Origin of the sequence: Pseudomonas sp. SB113 (genome assembly GCF_040754745.1) — a bacterium.
GTDB lineage: Bacteria > Pseudomonadota > Gammaproteobacteria > Pseudomonadales > Pseudomonadaceae > Aquipseudomonas > Aquipseudomonas grimontii.
On the sequence record NZ_JBFMHW010000006.1, the window covers coordinates 146,485 to 170,770 of the forward strand.

Below are 24,286 nucleotides of genomic sequence, written 5' to 3' on the forward strand. Positions count from 1 at the left end.
TCGCGTCGTGGGGGGATGGCAAAGTCTTAGTCGCATTTTGTTACCAACCAATTACATCGAAATGCGTGGCTGTGGCGAAAAGGAGGGGCGAAATAGCGGTTTGCCACTCAATTTTCATAAAAGCGTAACAAAGCTGCTGCAAAGTGCCGGGAGCCCGTAATCACAAGGATTTCCCTGAATGAAACGTCTGATGAAGTCAGCTGCACTCGCCGTTGCGGTTTCTCTAAGTGCCACCTCGGTATTTGCTGCCGAGAACGTCCGTCTGACAGGTTCTGGCGCCAGTTTCCCAGCGCCGATCTACCTCACCTGGTTCAAGGATTTCAGCAAGAAGACCGAGGGCGTCACGGTTGACTACCAATCCAAAGGCAGTGGCGCGGGTGTACAGGACTTCCTGAACAAAACCGTGGACTTCGCCGCCAGTGACTCGGCGATGAAAGATGAAGACATCGCCAAGGTCGCCGAAGGCGTGCAGTTGCTGCCGATGACCGCAGGCGAAATCGTGCTGGCGTTCAACCTGCCGGGCAATCCTAAAGAACTTAAGTTGCCACGCGATGTGTACTCCAACATCTTCCTGGGCAAGATCACCAAGTGGAACGATCCGCAGATCGTCGCCGCCAACCCTGGCCTGAAACTGCCGGATATGCCGATCACCGTGGTCGTGCGTGCAGACTCCAGCGGTACCACTGCCGTTTTCACCAAGCACTTGGCGGCCATCAACCCACAGTTCCAGAAGGACTTGGGTGAAGGCAACACCGTCAACTGGCCAGCCAGCGACAAATTCATCAAATCGCCGAAGAACGATGGTGTGACCGCCACCGTACGCCAGACCCCAGGCGCGATTGGCTATATCGAATACGGCTTCGCCAAGCTGGCCAAGGTTGACTTCGCCCAGCTGCAAAACAAGGCCGGCAAGTACGTGGTACCTAACGCCGAAAGCGGTGCCGAAGCCCTGGCGGCGGTGAAGATGCCGGAAAGCCTGGTGGCCTGGCTGCCGGATCCGGACGGTGCCAAGTCCTACCCGATCACCTCCTACACCTGGATGATCTTCCGCAAGGACAACGGCAACCCGGCCAAGGCCAAGGCCATGCGTGAAATGGTCGAGTACAGCCTGACCGAAGGTCAGAAAACCGCCGACTCGATGGGCTATATCCCGCTGCCGAAATCGGTGGTCGATCAGGTTCGCAAAGCGTCTGCCAACATCCAGTAACGCTCGTGAGGCCTCTCTCGGCGGGTGCTGTCAGCCTTGCCGGGAGAGTTACCCCCCTGTTCCGGAATTAGCCAATGAACACACCGTTTGTCGTACCGGGTAACCCGGATTCTGCCTGCCAGCCACCTTCTACGAAGGACTTCCTGGTTGACCGCACCTTCCGTGCGCTTGCGCGAATAGGCGTGGTTCTGGTGCTGGCGTTGGTGTTTGCCCTGGTCTTCGAAGTCGGCCGCAAGGCCCTGCCAGGCATGGAGAAGCACGGTTTTGACGTGCTGCTGGGCAGCGTCTGGGACGTCAACCAAGGCAAGTACGGCATTCTGCCGGCCATCTGGGGCACGCTTTACAGTGCCTTTATCGCGTTGCTGATCGCAGGTGTTTTCGGCGTCAGCATGGCGATTTTCCTCACTCAGGATTTTTTGCCGGCGAAGCTGGCGGCGGTGTTTCGTACCATCGTCGAACTGCTCGCGGCCATCCCCAGCGTCGTTTACGGCCTCTGGGGCATTTACGTGGTCATCCCGGCGATTCGGCCGTTGACCGCATGGTTGAACACTGAACTTGGCTGGATCCCCTTTTTCGGCACGTCCCTGAGCGGGCCGGGGTTGCTCCCGGCAGCATTGGTGCTGGCGATCATGATTCTGCCGACCATCGCCGCCGTGTCGCAGGATGCGCTTACGGCCGTGCCGATGAAAACCAAGCAGGCCGCCTACGGCATGGGTACCACCCACTGGGAAGCGATTCTCAAGGTGATGGTGCCGTCCGCCGCCACCGGCATCTTCGGTTCCCTGGTGCTGGGCCTGGGCCGCGCGCTCGGTGAAACCATGGCCCTGGCCATGCTGGTGGGCAACGCCAACAACATTTCTCTGTCGCTGTTTGCACCGGCCAACACCCTGGCGGCCTTGCTGGCGCTGAACTTCCCTGAAGCCGGGCCGAACGAGATCGAGGTGCTGATGTACGCCGCACTGGTGCTGATGTTGATCACGCTGATCGTGAACATCTTCGGCTCCATGATCATGATGTACGCCCAACGGGGTAATAAGTGATGACTGATCTCACTGCTGCAACCGACCTGACATCCCCCGCCGGCGCGATGCCCAGCCTGCAGCGCCGGTTCGAAGGCCGTGCCCTGCGCAGCCTGGTATTGACCACCCTGGTCTGGACGGGCGCGCTGCTGGCCAGCGTGCCGCTGATTTCCGTGCTCTACATGCTGATCATGCGCGGCGGCGCGCGCCTGAGCCTGGAAGTGTTCACCGAACTACCGCCCACCGGTTTCGAGACCGGCGGCGGTTTCGGCAACGCGATGGCCGGTACCTTCGTGATGGTCGGCATTGCCGCTGCCATCGCCGTGCCGGTCGGCATCATGGCAGCAATCTTCCTCGCCGAACTGGGCCCGGACAGCAAGCTGGCGAACGCCGCGCGTTTTGCCGCGAAGATGCTCACCGGCCTGCCTTCCATCCTCGCCGGTGTGTTTGCCTACGCCCTGGTGGTGATGACCACCGGCACCTACTCGGCCCCGGCCGGTGGTGTGGCACTGGCGGTACTGATGCTGCCGATCGTGGTGCTGACGGCTGAGGAGTCGATGCGCATGGTGCCCAAGATCATGAAGGACGCCGCCTACGGCATGGGCTGCACGCGCTCCCAGGTGATCTGGAAAATCGTCTTGCCCACCGGCCTGCCGGCCATCCTCACTGGCGTGATGCTTGCCGTGGCCCGCGCCGCAGGCGAAACCGCGCCGCTGCTGTTTACCGCGCTGTTCAGCAACTACTGGATCTACCACGACGGCAACCTGGCGGTGATGAATCCGACGGCCTCGCTGGCCGTGCTGATCTACAACTTCTCCGGCATGCCCTTCGACAACCAGCTTGAACTCGCATGGGCGGCGTCGCTGGTACTGGTAATGATCGTGCTGGTCGTGAATATCGTGAGCCGTATTTTCGGCAAGCCAAAATATTGAAAACGGGAGCATCTGAATCTTGAACGTATCAACTGCGCAAATAGCCGCTCCGTTTGTCACCCAGGCGCCTGTGGTCATGGACTGCAAGCTGGACAAGATCTTCTACGGCAACTTCATGGCCGTGCGTGACAGCCATGTGCCGATCGAAAAGAACAAGATCACCGGCTTCATCGGGCCTTCCGGCTGCGGTAAAAGTACCGTGCTGCGTAGCCTCAACCGCATGAACGACCTGGTCAAGGGCTTCCGTTTCGAGGGCCATGTGCACTTCCTCGGCCAGGACGTCTACGGCAAGGGCGTGGACCCGGTGGTCGTGCGCCGCTATATCGGCATGGTGTTCCAGCAGCCGAACCCGTTCTCGATGAGCATCTTCGACAACGTTGCCTTCGGCCTGCGCCTGAACCGCTACAAAGGCGACCTGGGCGACCGCGTCAAACACGCCCTGCAAGGCGCCGCGCTGTGGGATGAGGTCAAGGACAAGCTCAAGGTCAGCGGCCTGTCGCTCTCCGGCGGCCAGCAGCAACGCCTGTGCATCGCCCGCGCCATTGCCACCGAACCGGAAGTGCTGTTGCTCGATGAACCCTGCTCGGCGCTTGACCCGATCGCCACGCGCCGGGTCGAGGAGTTGATGGTCGAGCTGAAGAAGGACTACACCATCGCCCTGGTGACCCACAACATGCAGCAGGCCATCCGTGTGGCCGACACCACGGCGTTTTTCTCGGTGGATATTTCCCAAGGCACGCGCACCGGCTACCTGGTGGAGATGGGCCCGACGGCGCAGATCTTCGAGAACCCGCGTGAACAAATGACCGGGGACTACATCAGCGGCAAGTTCAGCTGATGCCCCTGCGGGAGCTCGGATGCTCCCGTATTTTCAACTGCTTATGGGAATGCCAATGCCTGCAACACGACGCCTTGATTTGCCCGCGATTGAACGCGCACTGCGTGAGGTGCAACAGCGCTTTGCCGAACTCAGCCGGGACTTTACCGAGCCGCGCGACCCGTTGACCGACGAAGTGCTGCACAACGTGCTTGAAGGCTACGCACTGATTGACGACTATGTGGCGCGGGGCGTCGACCTGTTTGACCTTCAGCAACTGAACCTGATGCTGGAGATCAACGCCATCGTGCTCTGTGGCCGCGACCCGGCGCGCCGCCTGGAATACGCCCAGCACCTGGCGGCGACCGAGGAGCACTTCTTCAACAACGTTGAGGGCGGCATCAAGGATTTGTACAACTGGTACTGCGCGTACCGCAGTGAATCAGTCTGGAAGCGTGCAGCCGGGGTATATGTACGCATCCTCAGCAAGCCGCAGTTGTTCATCGAAGGCAACAACCGCAGTGGCTCCCTGATCGTCAGCTATTTGCTGATGCGTGCAGGTTTGCCGCCGTTCGTGCTGACGCTGGAGAACGCCGAGGGCTACTTCAACCCCTCGTCGGTCATCCGCAACTCAGCCAAACATGGAGTCAAGGCGTTGTATGAATTGCCCAAGATCAAGAAAAAATACGCCGCCTTCCTGGAAGAACAGGCGCCGGATCCGATGAAGTTTTTTCTCAAGGACCAGCCCTTGCCCGTCTATCAAGGGGGCCATTGATGAGCGCTTATCCCTTGTTCGCCAGGGTAGGGCAGGCCCTCCAGCGCGTGCTCCCGATGCAGCTGGTCAAGCGCCCGCGCATCCGCATTTCGTTTGATATCGACGACACCCTGGCCTGCCAACTGCATCACTGCGACGTCGAGAAAAGCCAGCTGCCGGCCTGCGTGCACCGCTGGCTGGGTGAGCCCTTGCGTATCGGCACGCGCTCCCTGACCCGCGAGCTACGCCGCCAGGGCTGCAGCATCTGGGTCTACACCTCGTCCGGTCGCACGCCGTCGTATATCCGCCGTTGGCTGATGCTGTACGGCATCCGCGTCGACGGTGTGGTCAACAGCGTGCTGCACAACCATGCGCTGACGGCGCACGGCCTGTCGAACGCGCCCTCGAAATTCCCGCCGGCCTTCGACATCGACCTGCATGTGGATGACTCCGAAGGCGTGCGCAGTGAAGGCCATGACCACGGTTTCCGCGTGGTGGTGGTGGACCCCCAGGACGAGAACTGGGCACAGCGGGTGCTGGAGGCTGTGGCCCAGGTTCAGGCGCAGCTCGCTCGACAGCAGCCGGTCAGGCACAAAACAGCAACACAGGGTGCGCGGAGGTTTTTTCTGCCTGAGGCACTCTGAAAACCCATGCAAAGGCCATCCTCGGCGTACTCTGCGCGACACCTCAACGCTCGTCACCCAAGTCGGCCACCTCAGTCAGAGCGTGCCGCCTCCATGCCGCGCCGAATGCGCATCAGGTCCTGATACGCCTCCGTGCGCTTGGCATCCGCCACCTGTTTCGCCTCGGTAAAGCGCAACCACGCGCCGGCATCGGCCAGGCTGCTGCCAATGATGGCGTAGGCCTGCGTTTCCAGGCGGTCGGCCTCGTAGAACAGTTCGGTGTTTCTGGCCAGCGCTGTTTCCCAGCCGGTTTGCTTCGACGCTTCACGCATGTTCGCTGACATGGCCTCACCCCAAGGTCGTCATGTGCGAGCGAAGACTGCAGGGGCCTGATCAAGGCCGCCGGGTTCGTAGCTCGCATAGGAGCGACACGAGCCGTTCTCGTGTCTGATAGGTCCTTCAGTGTTGATGGATAAAGCAGCGGGATCGTTCAAATTAGTTCGGGTTGCGGGATGTGCGGTGTGCCTTGACCATTCGTCAGGCCGCGAGGTGAGGAGTTGAACGAGCCCGCGCTTGTCTCGGCCAGAGAGAACAGTCCGGCCTCAGCCGAGCCCACATTTTGAGCCGGCTGGGACGAATACCGATTCACATCACGGGGGCGCTGGGCCGTGAACAACTCAAGTGGGAGTCGGGGTAAGTCGCAGCGCACCTTGGTCAATCGGCTGGTTTGGATGTGCCCAGCACTCGATTCAGCTCGCCAGCGACAGCGATGAGTTGCTGTTCCAGCGCTTCAACCTCAGAGAGGCTGATGCCATTGTTGATAACTTGCAGGGTTTTAGCCCGCTTCTTTGGGGCGGGCGCCAGATTGTGTGCTTGTTGCGAAATCAACGCCTGACGCAACAGATTGTTGATCACGGTTTGATAGCCCGTACCGGCGCTTTCTGCGCGTTCACGGGCGGCATCGATAACCGCATCGTCAAGCATGATGGTGATGCGGGTCTTGCCCTTGTTGCTGGCGACAGCACCGCGTTTGCCGTGGGTGAAATCGTATTCGTCTTTCATTGTTCAAGCCTCCAGATAACGGCGCCGTTCATTTTTTGATGCGAGCCTGGCGCTGATAACGCGTACGAAATTTGGATCGCGGTAAGTGTATGTCACTACCAAAATTCGTCCCCTCGCGTCAGTGCCCATGGTCACCCAGCGCTCTTCATCGTGATCGTGGTCTTGTATGGTCAGGGCGATCTCATCGTTGAACACCGGTTCCGCGTCGGCGAGGCTTATACCCTTGTGCTTCTGCTGGTTGGCGATGCTCTTTGCCTCATCGTATTGAATCCTGAATGTCTTCATTATGCATACTTTATATGTATGAAAAAGCGGTTGAAGGAACCGTCAGTCAGGAAGATGGCCAGCCATAAATAGCGGTAGTGTGAATTTGCCATGTTCCGCTCGGTCAGTTGGGTCTCGATCTTGCTGAGGTTGCCAACATATTTCCGTGCGTAATGGCTAATCCGTTACGTAGAAGGATTCTGTTTTGATTGTCAGAAGAGGCGAGCTTGAACAGGCGAGTAGTCGGATAGGTCAACGTGCACGAGGCCGGGTCAATACTAAGTTTGTGCGCATTGCCCCTTTATTCCCCGGCATGCTCAGGTTACTGACCACGCCGGGGAAAGTGCCGCGAGAACGACCTTCAACGCATATGCAAAATAATCGGACTGCTGCTGGCCGGGTCGGTATGCCCGCGCAGCTTGCCGACTGCCTTGGCGTCGACCGCGTCACCGTGGTTGCCCCAGGTGCTGCGCACGTAGGTCAGCACCTGGGCGATTTCCTCATCGGACAGTTGCTCACGAAACGCCGGCATGCGGTAGGCGTCCGGTACGCCGGCGGCGACTACCCGCTGTGAGCCGTTGAGGGTGATGTTGATCGCCGAGGCGCTTTCCTTGGCCAATGCCGAGGTGGCGCCGGCCAGGGGTGGCATCCATTCGGGTTGGCCCTTGCCGTCAAGGCCATGGCAGGAGGCGCAGCGGGTCGCGTAGGTGTGGGCGCCGGGAATGTCCTGGCGTGTGTCGGCGGCCGCGTACTGCCAGGGTGTGCCGTCACGCTGTGGGTCGCCGGGCAGCGACTTGAGGTAACGGGCGATGGCGGCCAGGTCGGCGTCTTCCATGAACTGCGTGGAGTTGTTGAAGGCTTCGGTCATCGAGCCGTAGACCACCGCATGGGCGTTGCGCCCGGTCTTGAGGAACTGCACGATCTGCGGCTCGCTCCAGCGCCCCAGGCCGGTGTTCGGGTCCTGGCGCAGGCTCGGTGCGTACCAACCGTCGAGCAGGGCGCCGGCGAGGAACGGCTTGCCGGATTCGTCCAGGGCTTTTTCGTTGAAGGCCAGGCCGCGCGGCGTGTGGCAGCTGCCGCAGTGGCCAGGGCCTTGGACGATGTAGGCGCCACGATTCCACAGCGCGTCCTGGTTGGGTTTGGCCGCGTAGGTGGCGGTCGGCGCGAAGAGGCCGTTCCACAGGGCGATGGGCCAGCGCAGATTGAGCGGCCAGGGAATATCGCTGGGGATGTTGGGCTCGTTGGCCGGTTGTACGCCTTTCATGAAAAACGCGTACATCGCGCGTATATCGTCGTCACTGAGCTTGGCGTAAGACGGGTAGGGCATCGCCGGGTAGAGCCGGCGCCCGCCCGGTGCTACGCCGTGGCGCACCGCGCGGTCGAAGTCGGCGAGGCTGTAGGTGCCGATGCCGTGGGTGCGGTCCGGGGTGATGTTGGTGGCGTGAATGGCGCCCAGCGGCGTGGCCATTTCCAGGCCCCCGGCGAAGGGCGCCTTGCCCGGCAGGCTGTGGCAGGCCACGCAGTCGCTGAGGCGGGCAACGTATTCGCCGCGACTGACCTGTGCGGGGTCGACGCTGGCAGCCTGTTCCTGCGCGAACGGTGTGGCGGGCTGACGGGTGACATACCAGGTCAGTAGGCCGGCGGCGACCAGGCAGGGCAGCACCAGCCAGCCTGCGGTTCTTGCGAATCGACGGTTGTTCATGGGCGGTCTCGCTCGGTTAGCTGAAGGTGTGTCGGCTTAATGGCAGGCTGCGCACACGCTGGCCGGTCAACTGCGCTACCGCATTGACCACGGCCGGCGCCACAGCGGGGAGCGGAGGCTCACCGATGCCGCCCATCTTCTCGCCACTCTCGACGATCTTTACGTGCACCTGCGCCATCCGTGAGGGCGGCAGGATCGGGTACAGGTCGTAGTTGCGCGCCCGTGGCTTACCGTCCACATACACCGCTTCTTCCAGCAAGGTTTGCGATAAGCCCAGGGCCACCGCGCCATTGACCTGGGCTTGCACAATCGCCGGGTTGACGATGCTGCCGGGGTCGATGGCTTCCCAGATGTTGTGCACCTTGACCTGGCCGTGTTCAAGCGACACTTCGGCGATCACCGCCGCGTGGGAGCCGAACGGCGAGGCCATGGCCACGCCACGGGCGCGCCGGGTGCCGTCTTCGGCGGTGTAGGGGCCACGCTTCCAGCCACCGGACAACTCGCCCACGGCCTTGAGCAGGGTGGTCAGCCGTGGGTTGTCGCGCAGCAGGTGCAGGCGCAGCTCATAGGGATCGCGGCCGCCTTTGTCCGCCAGTTCATCGAGGAACGCTTCGTAGAAGAAGTCATTCAGCGAATTGCCCACCGAACGCCAGTAGCCGAGCATGGCCGGGCCCTTGACGTAGATCTGCGCGATGCGTTTGTTGGGGATGGCGTAGCTTTTACCCGACAGGCCTTCAAGGGCGGTGGGGTCGAGTTTTTCGCCCTGCTTGCCGGCGATGGCTTCGGTAGGGCCTTCGGTGGCGCTCACCGCTTCGATCGCCACCGGCAGGCCGTCGGCGTCCAGCGCGGCGCGGAACTTGACCACCGCGACCGGGCGCAGCACGTCGCGCAGGAACTCTTCCTCACGGCTCCAGATCAGCTTGATCGGACGGCCCACCGCCTTGGCCAACGCAATCGCCTGCGGGTAGGGGCTGGCCGAGTCATAGAGGAAGTGCCGGCCGAAAAAACCGCCCAGCAGCGGCGAGTGCAGGGTCACTTGCGCGGGGTCGAGCCCGGCGCGCTTGGCGATGTCGGCGCGGAACATATCCGGCGCCTGGTTGGGCAGCCAGATCTCCAGCGAACCGTCGGGGTTGAAGCGCGCCAGGGCTGACGGCGGCTCCAGTTGCGCATGGTTGAGGTACTGGTTGTGGTAGGTGGCCTCGACCTGGGTCTTGGCGTTTTTCAACGCGCCGGCCACATCGCCCTCGTTCTCGTCGTCACGCGCCGGACCTTGCTGGGCCGCGAGAAAATCGCGAAAGCCGTCGCTGGAAAAATCAGCGGGCATGCCGCGCACTTTTGAGTCGGCCGTCGGTTCCTGCCAGTCGACCTGGATCGCCTCCACCGCACGCTTGGCGTGCCACCAACGTTCGGCTACCACGGCCACCGCACCGGGCAGCACATGCACCGAGTGCACACCTTTCATGGCTTCGACCTGCGATTGGTTACGCAGGCCACCCACGGTCATGCCCAGGCGCGGCGCGTGCTGCACGGCGGCGTGGAGCATGCCGTCGACCTTCATGTCGATGCTGTACTGCGCCTTGCCGGTGGATTTGTCATAGGCATCCAGGCGCTTGACCGGCTTGCCGATCCAGCGGAACTGGCTCGGGTCGCGCAGGGTGATGCCGGCCGGGTCGGGCACCGGCATGTCCAGCGCGCGGCCGGCCAACTCGCCGTAGCCCAGGGAGCGTCCGGACGCGGCGTGGACCACGCGGCCGGGTTGGGTGGTCAGTTCGGCCAGCGGCACACCCAACTGCTCGGCACCGGCCTGCAACAGCATGGCGCGGGCGAGGGCGCCCAGGCGGCGCATGACCGGGTAGCTCATGCGCACCGACATGCTGCCGCCGGTGATGCGCATGCCGTTGTCCATCACCACGTAGGCTTCACCGGGCGGTGCGGCTTCGACGATGAAGGTGGCGGGGTCGGCATCCAGCTCTTCGCCGACGATCTGCGCCATGGCGGTGTGGGTGCCTTGGCCGCCTTCCATAAAGGGGCTGAGCAGGCGCACGCTACCGTCCGGGCGAATCTCCAGGAACGCCGGCACCTGGGTGCCGCGTTCTGCGGCGGCAGCCGCCTGTACTCGGGCCGAGCCCAGCGGCAGGCCAAAACCGATGACCAGCGCACCCACGGCCGTGCTGGTCAGGAAGCGTCGACGCGACAGGTTGATCGGCTCGCCCAGGGTGAGGCCGGGGATGACTTCAGGCGTATTCATCAGACGCTCTCCTTCCCGGCGGCCAGGTCATGCATGGCGGCGTGGATGGCGTTGTAGGTGCCGCAGCGGCACAGGTTGACCATGGCCGCGTCGATCTGCGCATTGGTGGGCGCAGGGGTGTGCTTGAGCAGCGCGGTGGCCGCCATCACCTGCCCGGACTGGCAGTAACCGCATTGCGCCACTTGATGTTCGACCCAGGCACTGACCACCCGCTTGCCGACTTCATCGGCTTCGATGGCTTCGATGGTGGTGATCTCACGCCCGACCACCCCGGCCACCGGCGTGACGCACGAACGCACGACGTTGCCGTCCACCAGCACCGAGCAGGCGCCGCATTGGGCCAGGCCGCAGCCGTACTTGGTGCCGGTCAGCCCGAGGTCATCGCGGATCACCCATAGCAGCGGCGTGTCCGCGTCGGCATCGACCTGATAGGCCTTTTGGTTAATACGTAATTCCATGGCTGGCTCACCTGCTGATCATCGGTTGGTAGTGCTTGTTTCTTATAAGAAAGGCGATGGGCGCCCATTGTCGAACTCTAGACCAGGGCACAAGGGCTATCTATAAAAAAGCCGGCGACTCGGAGGATCAGGCAAGTATTCAAGAGGATTGAGCCAGTCAAGCAAGGTGGTCGATCAACTTAGGCACCCGCAGCCGCTTGATGTGTGAACGTTTATTGATTTGGGTCAGTACAAACCCCTATTGGCTCCAGATAGCCGTCCGAGAGCGGTAGCGCCGTTTTCATGGGTGATATTATGGCGCCACTATCTTGGCGTGACAGGCGCCAGTCTGACCCATGGACATGAGGCTTTAGGGAAATGCTTAAGAACGCTCCGCTGCGTCTGAAACTGTTGTTGATTCTGCTACTGCCCATGCTCGGGTTCCTGACCTTGGCCGGCGTGTTTGTGGTGGACAACTACAAAACGCTGCGTGACATGAACACCACGGTGATGGCCAGCGCCACCGCGCAGAAGTTGAGCCAGTTGATTACCACGTTGCAGCGTGAGCGCGGTGCCAGTGGGGTGTTCCTCGGCAGTGGCGGCAAGTCCATGGGCGAGCGGATGCTACAGATGCGCAGGGACTCCAGCGCGGCCGTCGAGGTGGTGCGCGGTTTGTCCACTTCCGGCAATGCGAACCTGGACGACGTAGTGCGGGCCCTGGACCAACTGCCGGCCATGCGTGGGCAGGTCGATAAGCTGAGCATCAACAGCACCGAATCCGGCGCGCGTTATACCGCGATCATTCAAGTGCTGACCGGTTACACCCACTCCCTGGAAGCGAGCGTCAACAACGCAACCATCGTTTACGCGCTGGGTGCACTGAATCAATTTATCGAAATGAAAGAGCGGGCCGGGCGCGAGCGCGTGGTGCTGGGCCTGGTCTTCAGCCAGGGGCATTTCGACGAGGCCCTGTTGTCGCGCTTCAGCCGCAACCTGGGCGAGTTCGGCGCCTATTACGATGCATTCCGGCGCAAGGCGCCCGCCGCCTCGCTTGCGCAGTTCGATACGCAAATGCAACAACCTGCCGCCGTCGAAGTCGCCAAGTTGCAGCGTCTGGCGTTTGAGGTGCCGATGGGGCAGGCGCTGGGGATCAAGCCCGAAGCCTGGTTTGAAACCTCCACACAGCGCATTGACCTGATGGGCCAAGTCGAGGAAGCCCTGGGCCAAAGTGTCAGCAGCCTGGCGATGCACGAGCGGGATGACGCCAGCCGCGCCCTGTGGCTGACCGTCGGCGCAGTGATCGTGGCCCTGTTGGCGGTGGCGGTGTTGTCCTGGCTGATCATCCGCATGATCGATTCGGCGGTGCGCGACCTGAACCGGGTGCTCAACGACCTGGCACAGCGCGATCTCACCGCGCGGGCGACCTATGAGAGCAAGGACGAGTTCGGTCAGATCTCGCGCAACCTCAACCGCATGGCGCAAGAGATCAGCGGCGTGGTGCAGGAAATCGGCAACGCCACCGCGCAGGTTGCAACGGCGGCGGAGGAATCCTCGGCCGTGACGATGCAGACCAGCCAAAGCGTCGAGCAGCAGCGCCAAAGCACTGAGTTGGTGGCTACGGCGATCAACGAAATGAGCGCCACCGTGCGCGAGGTGGCACACAGCACCAACGATGCGGCGCAACTGTCGCAACGGGTCAATACCAGCACCACCCAAGGGCGCACCGAGATCGAAGGCACCATCACACTGATCCGCCAGCTCTCGGGGCAGGCCGAGGACACCGCGCTGATCATTGACGAACTCAAACAGGAAAGCGACGGGATTTCCTCGGTGCTGGACGTCATTCGCGGCATTGCCGAGCAAACCAACCTGCTGGCGTTGAACGCGGCCATCGAAGCGGCGCGGGCAGGGGATCATGGGCGCGGATTTGCCGTGGTGGCGTCCGAGGTGCGGGTACTTGCTCAGAAAACCCAGGAGTCCACGGGGAACATTCGGCAGATGATCAGCAATCTGCAAAGTGGTTCCGATCGCGCGAGTTCGTCCATGCAGGAGACCTTGGGCAAGGCCCAGGACGGTGCGCGCAAGGTCGAACGTGCGGGTGAATTGTTGTTGGAGATCGCCGAAGGCGTGGCCAGTATCAGTGATCGCAACCTGCAGATCGCCTCGGCGGCCGAAGAGCAGAGCGCGGTTTCAGAAGACATTAACCGTAACGTCAACGAGATCAACGATCTGGTCATCCAGGTCAGTGCCGGCGCCGAGCAAACCGCAATCACCAGCCAGGAACTGGCGCGCCTGGCCGAGCACCAGCAGCGTCTGGTCAATCGTTTCAAGGTGGCGTGAGGTGTGATGAGTTTCGAGGGGCGCTACGCCCCTCGGTGGCCGGTGCTCAATCCGTCACACAACCCTGGGGTTTTTTCCCGGCGAAACTGTCCAGCAGGCTCGCCACCACCATGTCCCCCATGCGCGTGCGGGTTTGCAGCGTCGCGCTGGCGCGGTGGGGTTGCAGCACCACTTGCTCATTGGCAAAGAGCGCTTCGGGAACATTCGGCTCGTCGACAAACACGTCCAGGGCCGCCCCCGCGATCTCACCGGCGGCCAGCGCGGCCACCAGGTCCGCCTCGTTGACCAGCTTGCCGCGCGCCACGTTGATCAGGAAACCGTCCTTGCCCAATGCCTGCAACACCTGGGCGTTGATAATGGCTTCAGCCTGGTCGGCGGCAGCGGCCAGGATCAGCGCGTCGCTTTGGCTGGCCAGCTGTTTCAGGTCGGCGACAAAGGTGTGGTTCACATCGCCCATCGGTTGCAAATCGGTGTAGCTGATCGGGCAACCGAACGCAGCGGCCCGGGTGGCCACCGCACGACCGACCCGGCCCATGCCGACGATGCCGATGCGCATTCCCGAGACTTGGCGCGCCAACGGCAGCGGCGCTAAAGGTGTCGGGCTCTGTGGCCACTGGCCCGAACGCACATAGCGATCACTGGTGCACAGCCCACGGCACACGGCGATCAGCAAGCCGATGGCCAAGTCGGCGACGTCCTCGGTCAGCGCGCCGATCGTTGCGGTCACGCGGATCCCGCGATCCCGGGCATAGGCCAAGTCCACCGCATCGGTGCCCACACCATTGACCGCCACCACTTCCAATCGCGGCAGTTGGGCCATCAGCGCCTGGCTGATGCCGGTATGCCCGCCGGTGATCACGCCGCGAATGTTCGCACCGTGTTCCTGTATGTAAGCCTGCTTGTCGGCCTGCTGGAAGTAGCGCCTGACGGTAAACAATTCATCGAGCCGTGCGTTGATTTCGGGGATCAGGATCGGGCTGAGCTGCAAGACTTCTGGTTTCATTGAGAACCTCGTGTAACGGAATAAAAAAGCCGGTTTAACCGCGACCGGCAAACGGCATGGCGCTGGCCATGACGGTCATGTTCAGGACGTTCGCTTCCAGGGGCAGCGCGGCGATGTAGCGCACGGCATCGGCCACGTGTTTGACGTCGACCATCGGCTCCACGGCGATGGTGCCGTTGGCCTGGCGTACGCCTTTGGTCATGCGCACCGACATCTCGGTCAAGGCGTTGCCGATGTCGATCTGGCTGCAGGCAATGTTGAATTCACGCCCGTCCAGGGCCAGGGATTTGGTCAGTCCCAACACCGCATGTTTGCTGGCGGTATAGGCGCTGCTGAACGGCCGTGGGGTATGCGCTGAAATCGAGCCGTTATTGATGATGCGCCCACCCTGTGGCTGTTGATGGCGCATCAGCCCGAAGGCGCCACGCGCGCAGAGGAAAACGCCGTTGAGGTTGGTGTCGATCACGTTGCGCCACTGCTCGAACGTCAGTTCATCCAGCGGCACGGCAGGGGCGTTGACCCCGGCGTTGTTGAACACCACATCGAGACGTCCGTACACCTCGGCAATGGTTGCAAACAGCGCGTCGACACTGGCCGGGTCGCGCACATCCGTGGGGACGGCCAAGGCTTCGTGGCCCTCGCTGGCCGCCAACTCGGCCAATGCCTGCAACGGTTCCGGCCGGCGCCCGGCCAGCACCAGGGTGAAACCGTCCGCCATCAAGCCCAGGGCCACGGCGCGGCCGATTCCGCTGCCGGCGCCGGTGACCAGGGCCACCTTCAAAAGATTCGACATGGTGTTATCTCCTTTTTCCGTTCACGGGTAGGTGTGCCGGGTTCAAGCGCGCTGGCCGACACGCATTTCGAGTTGGCCGATGCCGTCGATCCCGGCGTTGATGAGATCGCCCGGTTGCAGCATATCGACGCCCGCCGGGCTGCCGGTCATGATCAGGTCACCGGCCCGCAGCGACACCGACTGCGAGATGCGGCTGATGATCTCGCTGACCGACCAGATCTGGCTGTCGAGGCTGTCACGCTGGCGCTCCTGGCCATTGACGTTGAGCCACAACTCGCCGCTCGGGTGCCCTGCGTGGGTCACCGGCACAATGGCGGTCATGGGCGCGGCGCCGTCGAACACCTTGGCGCCTTCCCAAGGCAGGCCCTGGCTTTTGGCTACGCGCTGCACATCGCGGCGGGTCAGGTCCAGGCCGACGGCATAGCCCCACACATACGCCAGTGCCTGGCTCTCCGGGATATGAGTGCCGCCCTCACCGATGGCCACGACCAATTCGATTTCGTGGGCAAATTCTTCAGTCAACGGCGGGAACTGCACTTCACCCGTTGCATCCACCACACTGCTCGCCGGTTTCATAAAGAACACCGGCGGCTGGCGGGACTGGCCTTGGGTATCCGGCCAAGGGTAGTTGCGGCCGACGCAAAATACCCGGCCGACGGGAAAGCGCTGCTGGCGACCGGCGACCGGCAAGGTCACGGGAAGATCGGGGGTAAACACGTACTCAGTCATGGTCATTTTTATCAGTGTCCTGTTGGAAGCAGCAGCGTAAGGCGGCATTCGTGGGTGAAGTTGGACGATTGCGGCCTGGTGTTGGAGAAAAACATGTTTTTGACTCAGCGCACCTTGAGTTCGATGCGGAACAAGCGGCCGAGCAGCAACGAGTAAGACAAGGTGCCAATCAGCGCGACACCGCCGATAAACCAGAACGCGTAGGCAAACGAGCCTGTCGCGTGAACGATGCCGCCAATCACGATCGGGGTGACGATCCCGCCGATATTGGCGGCCAGGCTGGTGATCCCGCCGGTCAGGCCGATCAGCTCTTTGGGTGCCACTTCCGATACGGCGGCCCACGACGACGACGCGATGCCCTGGGCGAAGAAGGCAATGGTCAGTACCGCGATGCAGATCACGTTCGAGTCGGTGAAATTGACCAGCACAATCGACATGCCCAGCATCGAGCCAACCACCAACGGCAACTTGCGCGCGAAGGACATTGAGTAACCACGGCGTATCAGCAAGTCGGAAACGATGCCGGCCAATAGAATGCCGACGGTAGCGCCCACGAACGGTAGTACCGCGAAGATCCCGGCCTTGATCATGGTCAGCTTGCGTTCTTCGATCAGGTACGTTGGGAACCAGGTCAGGAAGAAGTACAGCGCCGAGGTGCTGGCGAACTTGCCGATGCAAATCGCCCAGATCTGCCGGTAGCGGAACAGCTCGGCGATCTGCCGCCAATTGAAACGGGTGCGCTCCTGGCTGCTCTTGACCAGCCCGCCACCGGCTTCGATGTACTTTAATTCTTCCTGGCTGACGCGCTTGCAGTTCAACGGGTCGCGGTACAGGTACAGCCAGGCCACGCCGAACACGATGCCGAGCAACCCGGTGCTGTAGAACACATGGCGCCAGTCATAAGTGGTGGCCAGCCAGAGCAGCAGGCCGGTAAACAGGGCCGTGCCCAGGTACTGGCCGCACACATAGATGCTGCTGGCCACGCCGCGTTCGCGGGCCGGGAACCACACCGTCACTGCCCGGCTGTTAGCCGGAAACGCCGGTGCTTCCATGGCGCCGACGGCCAGGCGCAAGCCGAATAACGAGGCAAACCCGGTGGCGAAGCCCTGGCATACGGTCACGGTTGACCAACTGATCAGTGACACGCCGTAGGTGAGCCGGGAGCCGAAGCGATCGGCAACAAAACCTGCGGGCACCAGGGCGAGGGCATAAGTCCAGGCAAATGCGGAGAAAATCAGGCCCATTTCAATCTTGTCCAGGCCCAGGTCCTTGGCCATGAACGGTGCTGCAATCGAGATGTTCACACGGTCGATGTAATTGATGATGGTTGCAATCAGCAGCAACGACAGCATGAACCAGCGACGCCGGGTCGGCAGCCGCTGGGACAGGACGGCGTCCTGTACGCCGGCACTCACCGACGGCGCGGTGGACGGGGAGGGGTGCGAGTTCGACATGGGTAGACCTTTTTATTATCAGGTGAATCGTGAAGTTCGCGCGCAGCCGAAGCCGATGCCCCCCGTGTCGGGGCAGAGCAATCGCTGCATTAATGAGAGGCGCGGACAGCCGCTGTCAGATGCTCAGAGAGACCTTCGCACGGGCCGGGCCGGGGGAGGGGGGATAGGGCAAAAAAGCAGGTTCATGGGGTGCGCACCTTTTGATTGTTTTTGGAAGGTTCGGGCTGCATGGGTGATTACAGTGGTCGTACAACATTCCAAAATCAACGCGTGCGTTAGATCGTTTTTTCTTTATGAAAAGGCCTTGAATGCAGGAGTCCAAGAAAAAACGCATCAACTTGTTGCGCTAGAAACTCTCGATTTTTTCAATAATTTATTGTTTTTTAAGGATTAATTATTTTCTGGTGCGTACGTTTTTTTTGGACAGAGAAAATCGCAAACGCAGGTGAAAATAATCCGTCACCTCTGGCTGTTATCCGATGACATGTTGAAGCCGCGCCGGTCCGCCTGCACAATCGCCCTGACCATGTACCTGTCGAGGAGCCTCAGGCAATGTCATCACCCAGTCGAGTCCCCACTTACGTCATGCAGCAACGCAGCGAGTTGACCGACTTTTACATCCGCGACAAAAAGGGCCGCCGCGCAGAAACCAGCCCCCACCGTCATGAGTACTTCCAGATCCAGGTCAACCTGGGTGGCGACACCGTGCAGCACATCGGCAATGCCGAACGACCCTTTCCACGCAATGCACTGGCTTTCATCCTGCCGCATCGGGTGCATGTGATCCCCCATCCGGCAGACAGCAACTTCATTGTGATCAATTTCTCCCAGACCTTCCTGCTACCGCATTTGCAGTGCGACCCGATGGATCTGGAGGAAGTCTCTATCCTGCTGGCGCCCGAGTTGTCACCGTTCCGCTTCCAGGAGCATCTGGATTTCATTCTGGGCGATGAGGACTTCGGCATCGTCTGTGGCGTGATCGAACAGATGCGTGCCCTGGATGAAAACCGCCAGTTTGGCACTCGCGAGATGCTCAAGGGTTTGCTGCTGCAATTGATTGGACGCGTGTGCGCGCTGTATGCCGAACCGCTCAAGCGCTTGGCCGAAGAGAATGCCGCCGAGGTCAGTCGGCGCGATGCACTGAGCAGAATGTCTGAATACCTGCGCAAGAATATTGCAGACCCCGACCTCAACCTGATCAAGGTGGCGGCGGCGACTTACCTGTCACCGACCTACTTGACGCATTGGTTGCGCAAGGAAATCGGCAAGACCTTTACGGAATTGGTGCTTGAGCGCCGGATGCACGCGGCCCGTAATTATTTGCTCAATGGCACACGACCGGTGGGTGAGGTGGCCAGGTTGTGCGGTTTTGCCGACGAGGCGTATTTCTCCCGACGTTTTCGCCAGATACACGGCCAGCCGCCCGGGCAATTCAGGCGCCAGCAACTCAACCCTGACACGCCGCAATCACCCACCGGCACCTGAGTCGGCACGCGCGGTCAGTCCGCCCATCCGTCACGCACGGCGCTGCGAATCCCCTCCAGCAGCATCGCGAACGCCGGGTTGTCATTGTTCTCGCGCCAGATCAGGTGCAGTTCACTCTGTGCGCCTTCGCCCAGGTCGATATCGCGAAACACCACGTTCTTGAACACCACACTGCTGGCGCAACGCGGTACCAAGGCCAATCCCATGCCGGCGTTGACCAGGGCCAGGATGGTCAGGGACGAGCCCAGCCACTGCACGTATTCAGGGGCGACACGCGCCGAACGCAGCAGGCCGGTGAGCAGTTCGTTGAACGGCGGGTAGGCCGAATGGGCGTACATCAGGAACGGCTGGGCATCGAGGTCCTGGACGCTGACGTTCTCGGCGCTGGCCAGTCGATGGCTGCTCGGCACTGCCAGCACGAAGGGCTCGCGCACCAGGCATTCAGTGGCATAACCCGGCTCCAGCAGCGGCGCGCGGACGATGCCCAGGTCGATGCGGCGCGCACGCAGGGCTTCGTATTGTTGGTAGGTGTTCATCTCCGAGAGGTCGATCTTGACCTGGGGCTGCTTGAGCCGCGCCTCGGCAATGACCCTGGGCAAAAACTCATACACCGCGCTGCCGACGAAACTGATATTCACCGTACCAATGTCGCCCTCGGCAAAACGTCGCGCGGTCACGGCCGCCTGCTGGGCCCGCTCCAGCAGGTTCTGGGCCTCGATAAAAAACGCGCGGCCGGCGGCGGTGAGGGCAACGCTGCGGGTGGTGCGGGTAAACAGTTCCACGCCGAGGTGATGCTCCAGCAATTGGATCTGTCGGCTCAGGGGCGGCTGGGTCATGTTCAGGCGTTCAGCGGCGCGGCGAAAATTCAGCTCGGTGGCCACGGTGGTGAAGCAGCGCAGTTGCGTCAGTTCGAACATTGATCTAATCCAGGTATCAATCGAATGCCAAGTTAGATTAGACGGGAACAATCCCTGGCGTCCATCATCGGTGCGTCCCTAAAAAAACAATGATTGGGAGTTGCCCTTGGATACCGTCCAGAATCCGCCCGACCCGAGCGTGCTCGCCCGCGCAGCCGCCAAGGTCAAGCGTCATGTACTGCCGTTGTTCGTGGTGATGTTCATCGTCAACTACATCGACCGGGTCAATATCGGCTTTGTGCGCAGCCATATGGAGACCGACCTGGGCATTGGCGCCGCTGCCTATGGCCTGGGTGCCGGGCTGTTCTTCATCGGTTACGCGATCTTCGAAGTGCCGTCCAACCTGCTGCTGCAGCGCTACGGCGCACGGGCCTGGTTGACGCGCATCATGTTCACCTGGGGCGCGGCCGCGATGGCCATGGCCTTTGTCAAAGGCGAGACCAGTTTTTATATCCTGCGCTTCGTGCTTGGCGCTGCCGAAGCCGGTTTTTTCCCCGGCATCATCTACTACTTCACCCAATGGTTGCCGGCCGCCGAGCGGGGCAAGGCGATGGCGATTTTCCTCAGTGGTTCGGCCATTGCCTCGGTGATTTCCGGGCCGGTGTCAGGGGCGTTGCTCAACGTCAGCGGCTTGAGCTTGCATGGCTGGCAGTGGATGTTCCTGATCGAGGGCTTTGCCTCCATCGTATTGTGCGGGTTTGTGTGGTTCTGGTTGCAGTCTCACCCCCATGAGGCCAAGTGGCTCAGCGACGAAGAAAAACACGCGCTGGTGACGGCCATCGCGCTTGAGCAAACGGCGCGCGAAGCCACCCAGAGCGTGCGGCCGTCGATGTTCAAGCTGCTGGCCGACAAGCAGATCGCGCTGTTCTGCTTCATCTACTTTTCCATCGCCCTGACCATCTACGGCGCCACGTTCTGGCTGCCAAGCATGATCAAGAAAATGGGCAACCTGGGCGACTTCCAGGTGGGGTTGTTCAACTCGATCCCGTGGTTGATTTCCATCGTCGCCATGTACGGTTTTGCCGCCCTGGCCAGCAAGTGGAAACACCAGCAGGCGTGGGTGGCGCTGATGCTGGTGATCGCCGCCGTCGGCATGTTCATGTCCACCACCGGTGGGCCGGTGTTTGCGTTTGTCGCCATCTGTTTTGCCGCGATTGGCTTCAAGGCTGCCTCGGCACTGTTCTGGCCGATTCCCCAGGGTTACCTGGATGCGCGCGTCGCGGCGGCGGTGATTGCCTTGATCAATTCGGTCGGCAACCTCGGCGGGTTTGTTGCACCCACCACCTTCGGCCTGCTGGAGCAGACCACCGGTTCGATTGAAGGCGGGCTCTACGGCCTGGCCGCGACATCGCTGGTGGCCGCGGTGGTGGTGTTTTTTGCGCGCACCGCACCACGGCCCGGTGTGCCCCCCACCTCCACACCAACGACTCATCATCACGCCTTGCGTCCAGGCCCACAGGGAGCCGCCTCTTGAAAATCGTCCGCGTTACCGTCACCCCCATCGCGTTTCGCGACCCGCCGCTGCTCAACGCCAGCGGGATCCACGAAGCCTTCGCGCTGCGCTCGATCATCGAAATCGAGAGCGACACCGGCTACATCGGCCTTGGCGAAAGCTACGGCGATGCCCCGGCGCTGGCGATCCAGCAACAGGTCAAGGACCAACTGATCGGCCTCGATCCGTTCAACCTCAACCAACTGCGCGCCATCGTGCAGGCCACCGTGGCGGCGCACAAACCTGCGAGCATTGCCGGCGCCGAACTGGCCCCCGGCTCCCATGCGAGCAAGGCGGTGAGCAATGCCTATTCGGCCTTTGAGGTGGCGTTTCTCGACCTGCAGGCGCACTCACTGAATGTGCCGCTGGTGGACCTGCTGGGCGGCGCGATCCGCGACCAGATCCCCTTCAGCGCCTACCTGTTTTTCAAGTACGCCGAGCACATCGACTCGCCCTATAAACCCGACAGTTGGGGCGAAGCCCTCAACGAAGTACAGATCGTCGCCCAGGCGCGGCGGATGATCGAAACCTATGGCTTCAAAAGCATCAAGCTCAAGGCTGGTGCGCTGGATCCGGAGCATGAAGTGGCGTGCATCAAGGCCTTGAAAAAAGCCTTCCCTGGCGTGCCGCTGCGCATCGACCCGAATGGCAACTGGTCTCTGGAAACCTCGATCCGCATGGCCGAATTGCTCGGCGATGACTTGCAGTATTACGAAGACCCGACCCCCGGCCTGGAAGGCATGGCCGAGTTGCATAAACGCACCGGCTTGCCCCTGGCGACCAACATGGTGGTCACCGATTTTGACGAGTTCCGCCGCAGCGTGGCCCTGAACAGCGTGCAGATCGTACTCGCCGACCATCATTACTGGGGCGGCCTGCGCGACACCCAGGTATTGGCAAAGATGTGCCAGACCTTCGGCCTGGGCGTGTCGATGCACTCCAACTCACACCTCGGCATCAGCCTGATGGCCATGGCCCACGTGGCCGCGTCGGTGCCCAACCTCGACTACGCCTGCGACACTCACTACCCGTGGCAGGAACCGGACGAAGAAGTGATCAAGGGCGGCAAACTGCCGATCGTCGATGGCTGCGTGAAGATCACCCGCGCACCGGGGCTGGGCCTGGAGCTGGACCATGACCAACTGGGCAAGCTGCATGACCAATACCTCACCTGTGGCATTCGCCAGCGCGACGACGTGAAGCAGATGCAGCGCTATCAACCGGATTGGAAGACCGTCAAACCGCGTTTCTGAAGCTGGTCGCTTCGTTTTGCCCGGCGATGCCTGGAAAGGCCGCCGGGCTTTTTTTCAGCTGAAATCGTCCTCGAAGTGCTCGTGCTCACCGCGCGTCTCGCTCTGGCGTCGCACCACCTCCATCTGCCGCAGCTCCACCCGACGAATCTTGCCGGAAATGGTCTTGGGCAACTCGCTGACAAACTCGATCCGCCGCACCCGCTTGTACGGCGCCAGGTGCTCACGGGCGAAGGCGAGGATGTGCGCGGCCAATTCGGCGCTGCCGGGGGCGTCATGGGCCAATATCAGGAAGGCTTTCGGCACCGCCAGGCGCAACGGATCTGGGCTGGGCACCACGGCCACTTCCATCACCGCCGGGTGTTCGATCAGGGCGCTCTCCAGCTCGAAGGGGCTGATGCGATAGTCGGAGGCCTTGAACACGTCGTCGGCGCGCCCCACGAAGGTGATGTAGCCGTCGGCGTCGATCTGCGCGGTATCGCCGGTGCGGTAGTAACCGTCGCGCATCACCTCGGCGGTTTTCTCCGGGCTGTCTTCGTAGCAGAGCATCAGGCCCAGTGGGCGTATATCCAGCGGCAGGGCGACTTCACCCTCGGTGCCCGGCACGCCGTCGGCGTCCAGCAGGGTCACTTGGTAGCCCGGCAATGGGCGCCCCATGGACCCTGGCTTGAGCAACTGGCCCGGGGTGTTGCCCACCAATGCGGTGGTTTCCGACTGGCCGAAGCCGTCGCGCAGCGGCAGGCCCCAGGCTTGTTGGATCTGCTCGATGATCTCCGGGTTCAGTGGCTCACCGGCGCCCACCAGTTCGCGCAGGTTCAGGCGCGTTTTGTAGCTGGCCAGGTCTTCCTGGATCAACATGCGCCACACCGTGGGCGGGGCGCACAGGCTGGTCACCCGATACTTCTCCAGCGCGCCGAGCAACGCCTGGGCACTGAACCGCGCGACGTTATGGATAAAGATGCAGGCGCCGGCATTCCACGGCGCGAACAGGCAGCTCCAGGCATGCTTGGCCCAGCCCGGTGATGAGATGTTCAGGTGCAGGTCGCCGGGTTGCAGGCCGATCCAGTACATGGTCGACAGATGGCCGACCGGATAGCTCTGGTGGCTGTGCAGCACCATCTTCGGTTTTGAGGTGGTGCCAGAGGTGAAATACAGCAGCATCGGGTCCGTGGCCAAGGTACGGCCCTCGGCGTCGAACCGCTCGGGGTATTCAAAGGCGGCGCTGTGCGCGACCCAGCCAATAGGCGCCGCCCCCACGCAGACGCGGCTGCAACCCTCACCCAGGCCGTCGAACTTGCCAACATGCGCCTCGCCGACCACCAGGTGGCGTACCTGGCCTCGCTCGATGCGGTCGTGCAGGTCAACCGGGTTGAGCAGGGCGGTGGCGGGGATCACCACGGCGCCCAGCTTGAAGGCCGCCAGCATGGTTTCCCACAGTGCCACATCGTTGCCGAGCATCAGCAGCACGCGCTCGCCACGGCGTACGCCGAGGGCACGCAGGTGGTTGGCGACCTGATTGGAGCGCGCGGCCAGTTGCTGGAAGCTGTAGCGTTGCTCGCTGCCGTCCTCTTCGACGATCCACAGCGCGTCGGCGGCATTGCCCTCGGCCATGGCATCGAAGTAATCCAGGGCCCAATTGAACGTGTCCAGTTGCGGCCAGCGGAAGTCGCGGGCAGCGGTGGCGTAGTCGGTGCGATGCGCGAGCAGAAAATCCCGGGCAGCCAGGAAGGACTGGGTCATGGTCGGTGTCCTTAATTA

General features: G+C 61.9%; 22 protein-coding genes. 10 read left to right on the plus strand and 12 right to left on the minus strand.

Features of this window, described 5'->3' with window-relative positions; genetic code table 11:
- Window positions 1–178 precede the first annotated feature (178 nt).
- The 6 genes from pstS to AB1462_RS10345 all read left to right on the plus strand — a co-directional run bounded on the left by pstS (window position 179) and on the right by AB1462_RS10345 (window position 5,373).
- Window positions 179–1,207 (plus strand): phosphate ABC transporter substrate-binding protein PstS, encoded by a 1,029-nt coding sequence (gene pstS, locus AB1462_RS10320; protein ID WP_367246682.1) that lies wholly within the window; start codon window positions 179–181, stop codon window positions 1,205–1,207.
- A 74-nt stretch (window positions 1,208–1,281) separates the two neighbouring features.
- Window positions 1,282–2,247 (plus strand): phosphate ABC transporter permease subunit PstC, encoded by a 966-nt coding sequence (gene pstC, locus AB1462_RS10325; protein ID WP_053139617.1) that lies wholly within the window; start codon window positions 1,282–1,284, stop codon window positions 2,245–2,247.
- Window positions 2,247–3,158 carry a phosphate ABC transporter permease PstA gene (gene pstA, locus AB1462_RS10330; protein WP_090402455.1) on the plus strand — a complete coding sequence of 304 codons (912 nt, stop codon included), beginning with the start codon at window positions 2,247–2,249 and terminating at the stop codon, window positions 3,156–3,158. Before pstC ends, pstA begins: the two co-directional genes overlap by 1 nt.
- Before the next feature lie 76 nt (window positions 3,159–3,234).
- Window positions 3,235–3,996, plus strand: a complete 762-nt coding sequence (gene pstB, locus AB1462_RS10335; RefSeq protein WP_010210300.1) for a phosphate ABC transporter ATP-binding protein PstB — start codon at window positions 3,235–3,237, stop codon at window positions 3,994–3,996.
- Window positions 3,997–4,051: 55 nt separating this feature from the next.
- Window positions 4,052–4,750 (plus strand): hypothetical protein, encoded by a 699-nt coding sequence (locus tag AB1462_RS10340; RefSeq protein WP_259194504.1) that lies wholly within the window; start codon window positions 4,052–4,054, stop codon window positions 4,748–4,750.
- Entirely contained in the window at window positions 4,750–5,373 is a 624-nt protein-coding gene (locus AB1462_RS10345; RefSeq protein WP_315336721.1) for a hypothetical protein, read from the plus strand. The genes AB1462_RS10340 and AB1462_RS10345 overlap by 1 nt, the downstream gene beginning before the upstream one ends.
- 71 nt (window positions 5,374–5,444) lie before the next feature.
- Here AB1462_RS10345 and AB1462_RS10350 read toward each other — a convergent pair whose 3' ends face one another.
- The 6 genes from AB1462_RS10350 to AB1462_RS10375 form a co-directional block, all read right to left on the minus strand.
- On the minus strand, window positions 5,445–5,696 hold the full coding sequence (locus AB1462_RS10350) for a hypothetical protein (RefSeq protein ID WP_259194506.1): 252 nt from the start codon (window positions 5,694–5,696) through the stop codon (window positions 5,445–5,447).
- Window positions 5,697–6,066: 370 nt separating this feature from the next.
- Window positions 6,067–6,414 (minus strand): BrnA antitoxin family protein, encoded by a 348-nt coding sequence (locus tag AB1462_RS10355; RefSeq protein ID WP_090402464.1) that lies wholly within the window; start codon window positions 6,412–6,414, stop codon window positions 6,067–6,069.
- A gap of 3 nt (window positions 6,415–6,417) precedes the next feature.
- Window positions 6,418–6,699, minus strand: coding sequence for a BrnT family toxin (locus AB1462_RS10360; RefSeq protein WP_090402466.1), 282 nt, complete (start codon window positions 6,697–6,699; stop codon window positions 6,418–6,420).
- A gap of 340 nt (window positions 6,700–7,039) precedes the next feature.
- Entirely contained in the window at window positions 7,040–8,380 is a 1,341-nt protein-coding gene (locus AB1462_RS10365) for a cytochrome c (RefSeq protein WP_367246683.1), read from the minus strand.
- A gap of 16 nt (window positions 8,381–8,396) precedes the next feature.
- Entirely contained in the window at window positions 8,397–10,628 is a 2,232-nt protein-coding gene (locus AB1462_RS10370) for a molybdopterin cofactor-binding domain-containing protein (RefSeq protein WP_367246684.1), read from the minus strand.
- Complete coding sequence (locus AB1462_RS10375; protein ID WP_315336730.1) at window positions 10,628–11,086, minus strand: 2Fe-2S iron-sulfur cluster-binding protein; 459 nt, start codon at window positions 11,084–11,086, stop codon at window positions 10,628–10,630. Before AB1462_RS10375 ends, AB1462_RS10370 begins: the two co-directional genes overlap by 1 nt.
- Window positions 11,087–11,443: 357 nt before the next feature.
- Between AB1462_RS10375 and AB1462_RS10380 the strand changes: the two genes are divergently transcribed.
- Window positions 11,444–13,405 carry a methyl-accepting chemotaxis protein gene (locus tag AB1462_RS10380; protein WP_315336732.1) on the plus strand — a complete coding sequence of 654 codons (1,962 nt, stop codon included), beginning with the start codon at window positions 11,444–11,446 and terminating at the stop codon, window positions 13,403–13,405.
- Window positions 13,406–13,451: 46 nt separating this feature from the next.
- Here AB1462_RS10380 and AB1462_RS10385 read toward each other — a convergent pair whose 3' ends face one another.
- The 4 genes from AB1462_RS10385 to AB1462_RS10400 all read right to left on the minus strand — a co-directional run bounded on the left by AB1462_RS10385 (window position 13,452) and on the right by AB1462_RS10400 (window position 17,384).
- Window positions 13,452–14,408, minus strand: coding sequence for a 2-hydroxyacid dehydrogenase (locus AB1462_RS10385; protein WP_090402476.1), 957 nt, complete (start codon window positions 14,406–14,408; stop codon window positions 13,452–13,454).
- Between the two features lie 34 nt (window positions 14,409–14,442).
- Window positions 14,443–15,201: an SDR family oxidoreductase gene (locus AB1462_RS10390; RefSeq protein ID WP_090402478.1), complete on the minus strand. Its 759-nt coding sequence runs from the start codon at window positions 15,199–15,201 to the stop codon at window positions 14,443–14,445.
- Window positions 15,202–15,243: 42 nt separating this feature from the next.
- On the minus strand, window positions 15,244–15,936 hold the full coding sequence (locus tag AB1462_RS10395) for a fumarylacetoacetate hydrolase family protein (protein WP_367246685.1): 693 nt from the start codon (window positions 15,934–15,936) through the stop codon (window positions 15,244–15,246).
- Window positions 15,937–16,034: 98 nt separating this feature from the next.
- Complete coding sequence (locus tag AB1462_RS10400; protein WP_315336738.1) at window positions 16,035–17,384, minus strand: MFS transporter; 1,350 nt, start codon at window positions 17,382–17,384, stop codon at window positions 16,035–16,037.
- A gap of 552 nt (window positions 17,385–17,936) precedes the next feature.
- On the opposite strand from AB1462_RS10400, the gene AB1462_RS10405 reads away from it, so the two are divergent.
- Complete coding sequence (locus AB1462_RS10405) at window positions 17,937–18,869, plus strand: AraC family transcriptional regulator (RefSeq protein ID WP_090402485.1); 933 nt, start codon at window positions 17,937–17,939, stop codon at window positions 18,867–18,869.
- A 14-nt stretch (window positions 18,870–18,883) separates the two neighbouring features.
- On the opposite strand, the gene AB1462_RS10410 is transcribed toward AB1462_RS10405, so the two are convergent.
- Window positions 18,884–19,786 carry a LysR substrate-binding domain-containing protein gene (locus AB1462_RS10410; protein WP_090402487.1) on the minus strand — a complete coding sequence of 301 codons (903 nt, stop codon included), beginning with the start codon at window positions 19,784–19,786 and terminating at the stop codon, window positions 18,884–18,886.
- 106 nt (window positions 19,787–19,892) lie between these two features.
- Here AB1462_RS10410 and AB1462_RS10415 point away from each other — a divergent pair, with 106 nt between their 5' ends.
- Together AB1462_RS10415 and AB1462_RS10420 are read left to right on the plus strand one after the other, a co-directional pair.
- Window positions 19,893–21,260, plus strand: a complete 1,368-nt coding sequence (locus tag AB1462_RS10415; RefSeq protein WP_090409890.1) for an MFS transporter — start codon at window positions 19,893–19,895, stop codon at window positions 21,258–21,260.
- The gene (locus tag AB1462_RS10420) at window positions 21,257–22,531 is read left to right on the plus strand and encodes a glucarate dehydratase family protein (RefSeq protein WP_090402490.1); all 1,275 of its coding nucleotides are present in this window, start codon (window positions 21,257–21,259) and stop codon (window positions 22,529–22,531) included. Before AB1462_RS10415 ends, AB1462_RS10420 begins: the two co-directional genes overlap by 4 nt.
- A 54-nt stretch (window positions 22,532–22,585) precedes the next feature.
- On the opposite strand, the gene AB1462_RS10425 is transcribed toward AB1462_RS10420, so the two are convergent.
- Window positions 22,586–24,268: an AMP-binding protein gene (locus tag AB1462_RS10425; protein ID WP_259194511.1), complete on the minus strand. Its 1,683-nt coding sequence runs from the start codon at window positions 24,266–24,268 to the stop codon at window positions 22,586–22,588.
- Window positions 24,269–24,286 lie beyond the last annotated feature (18 nt).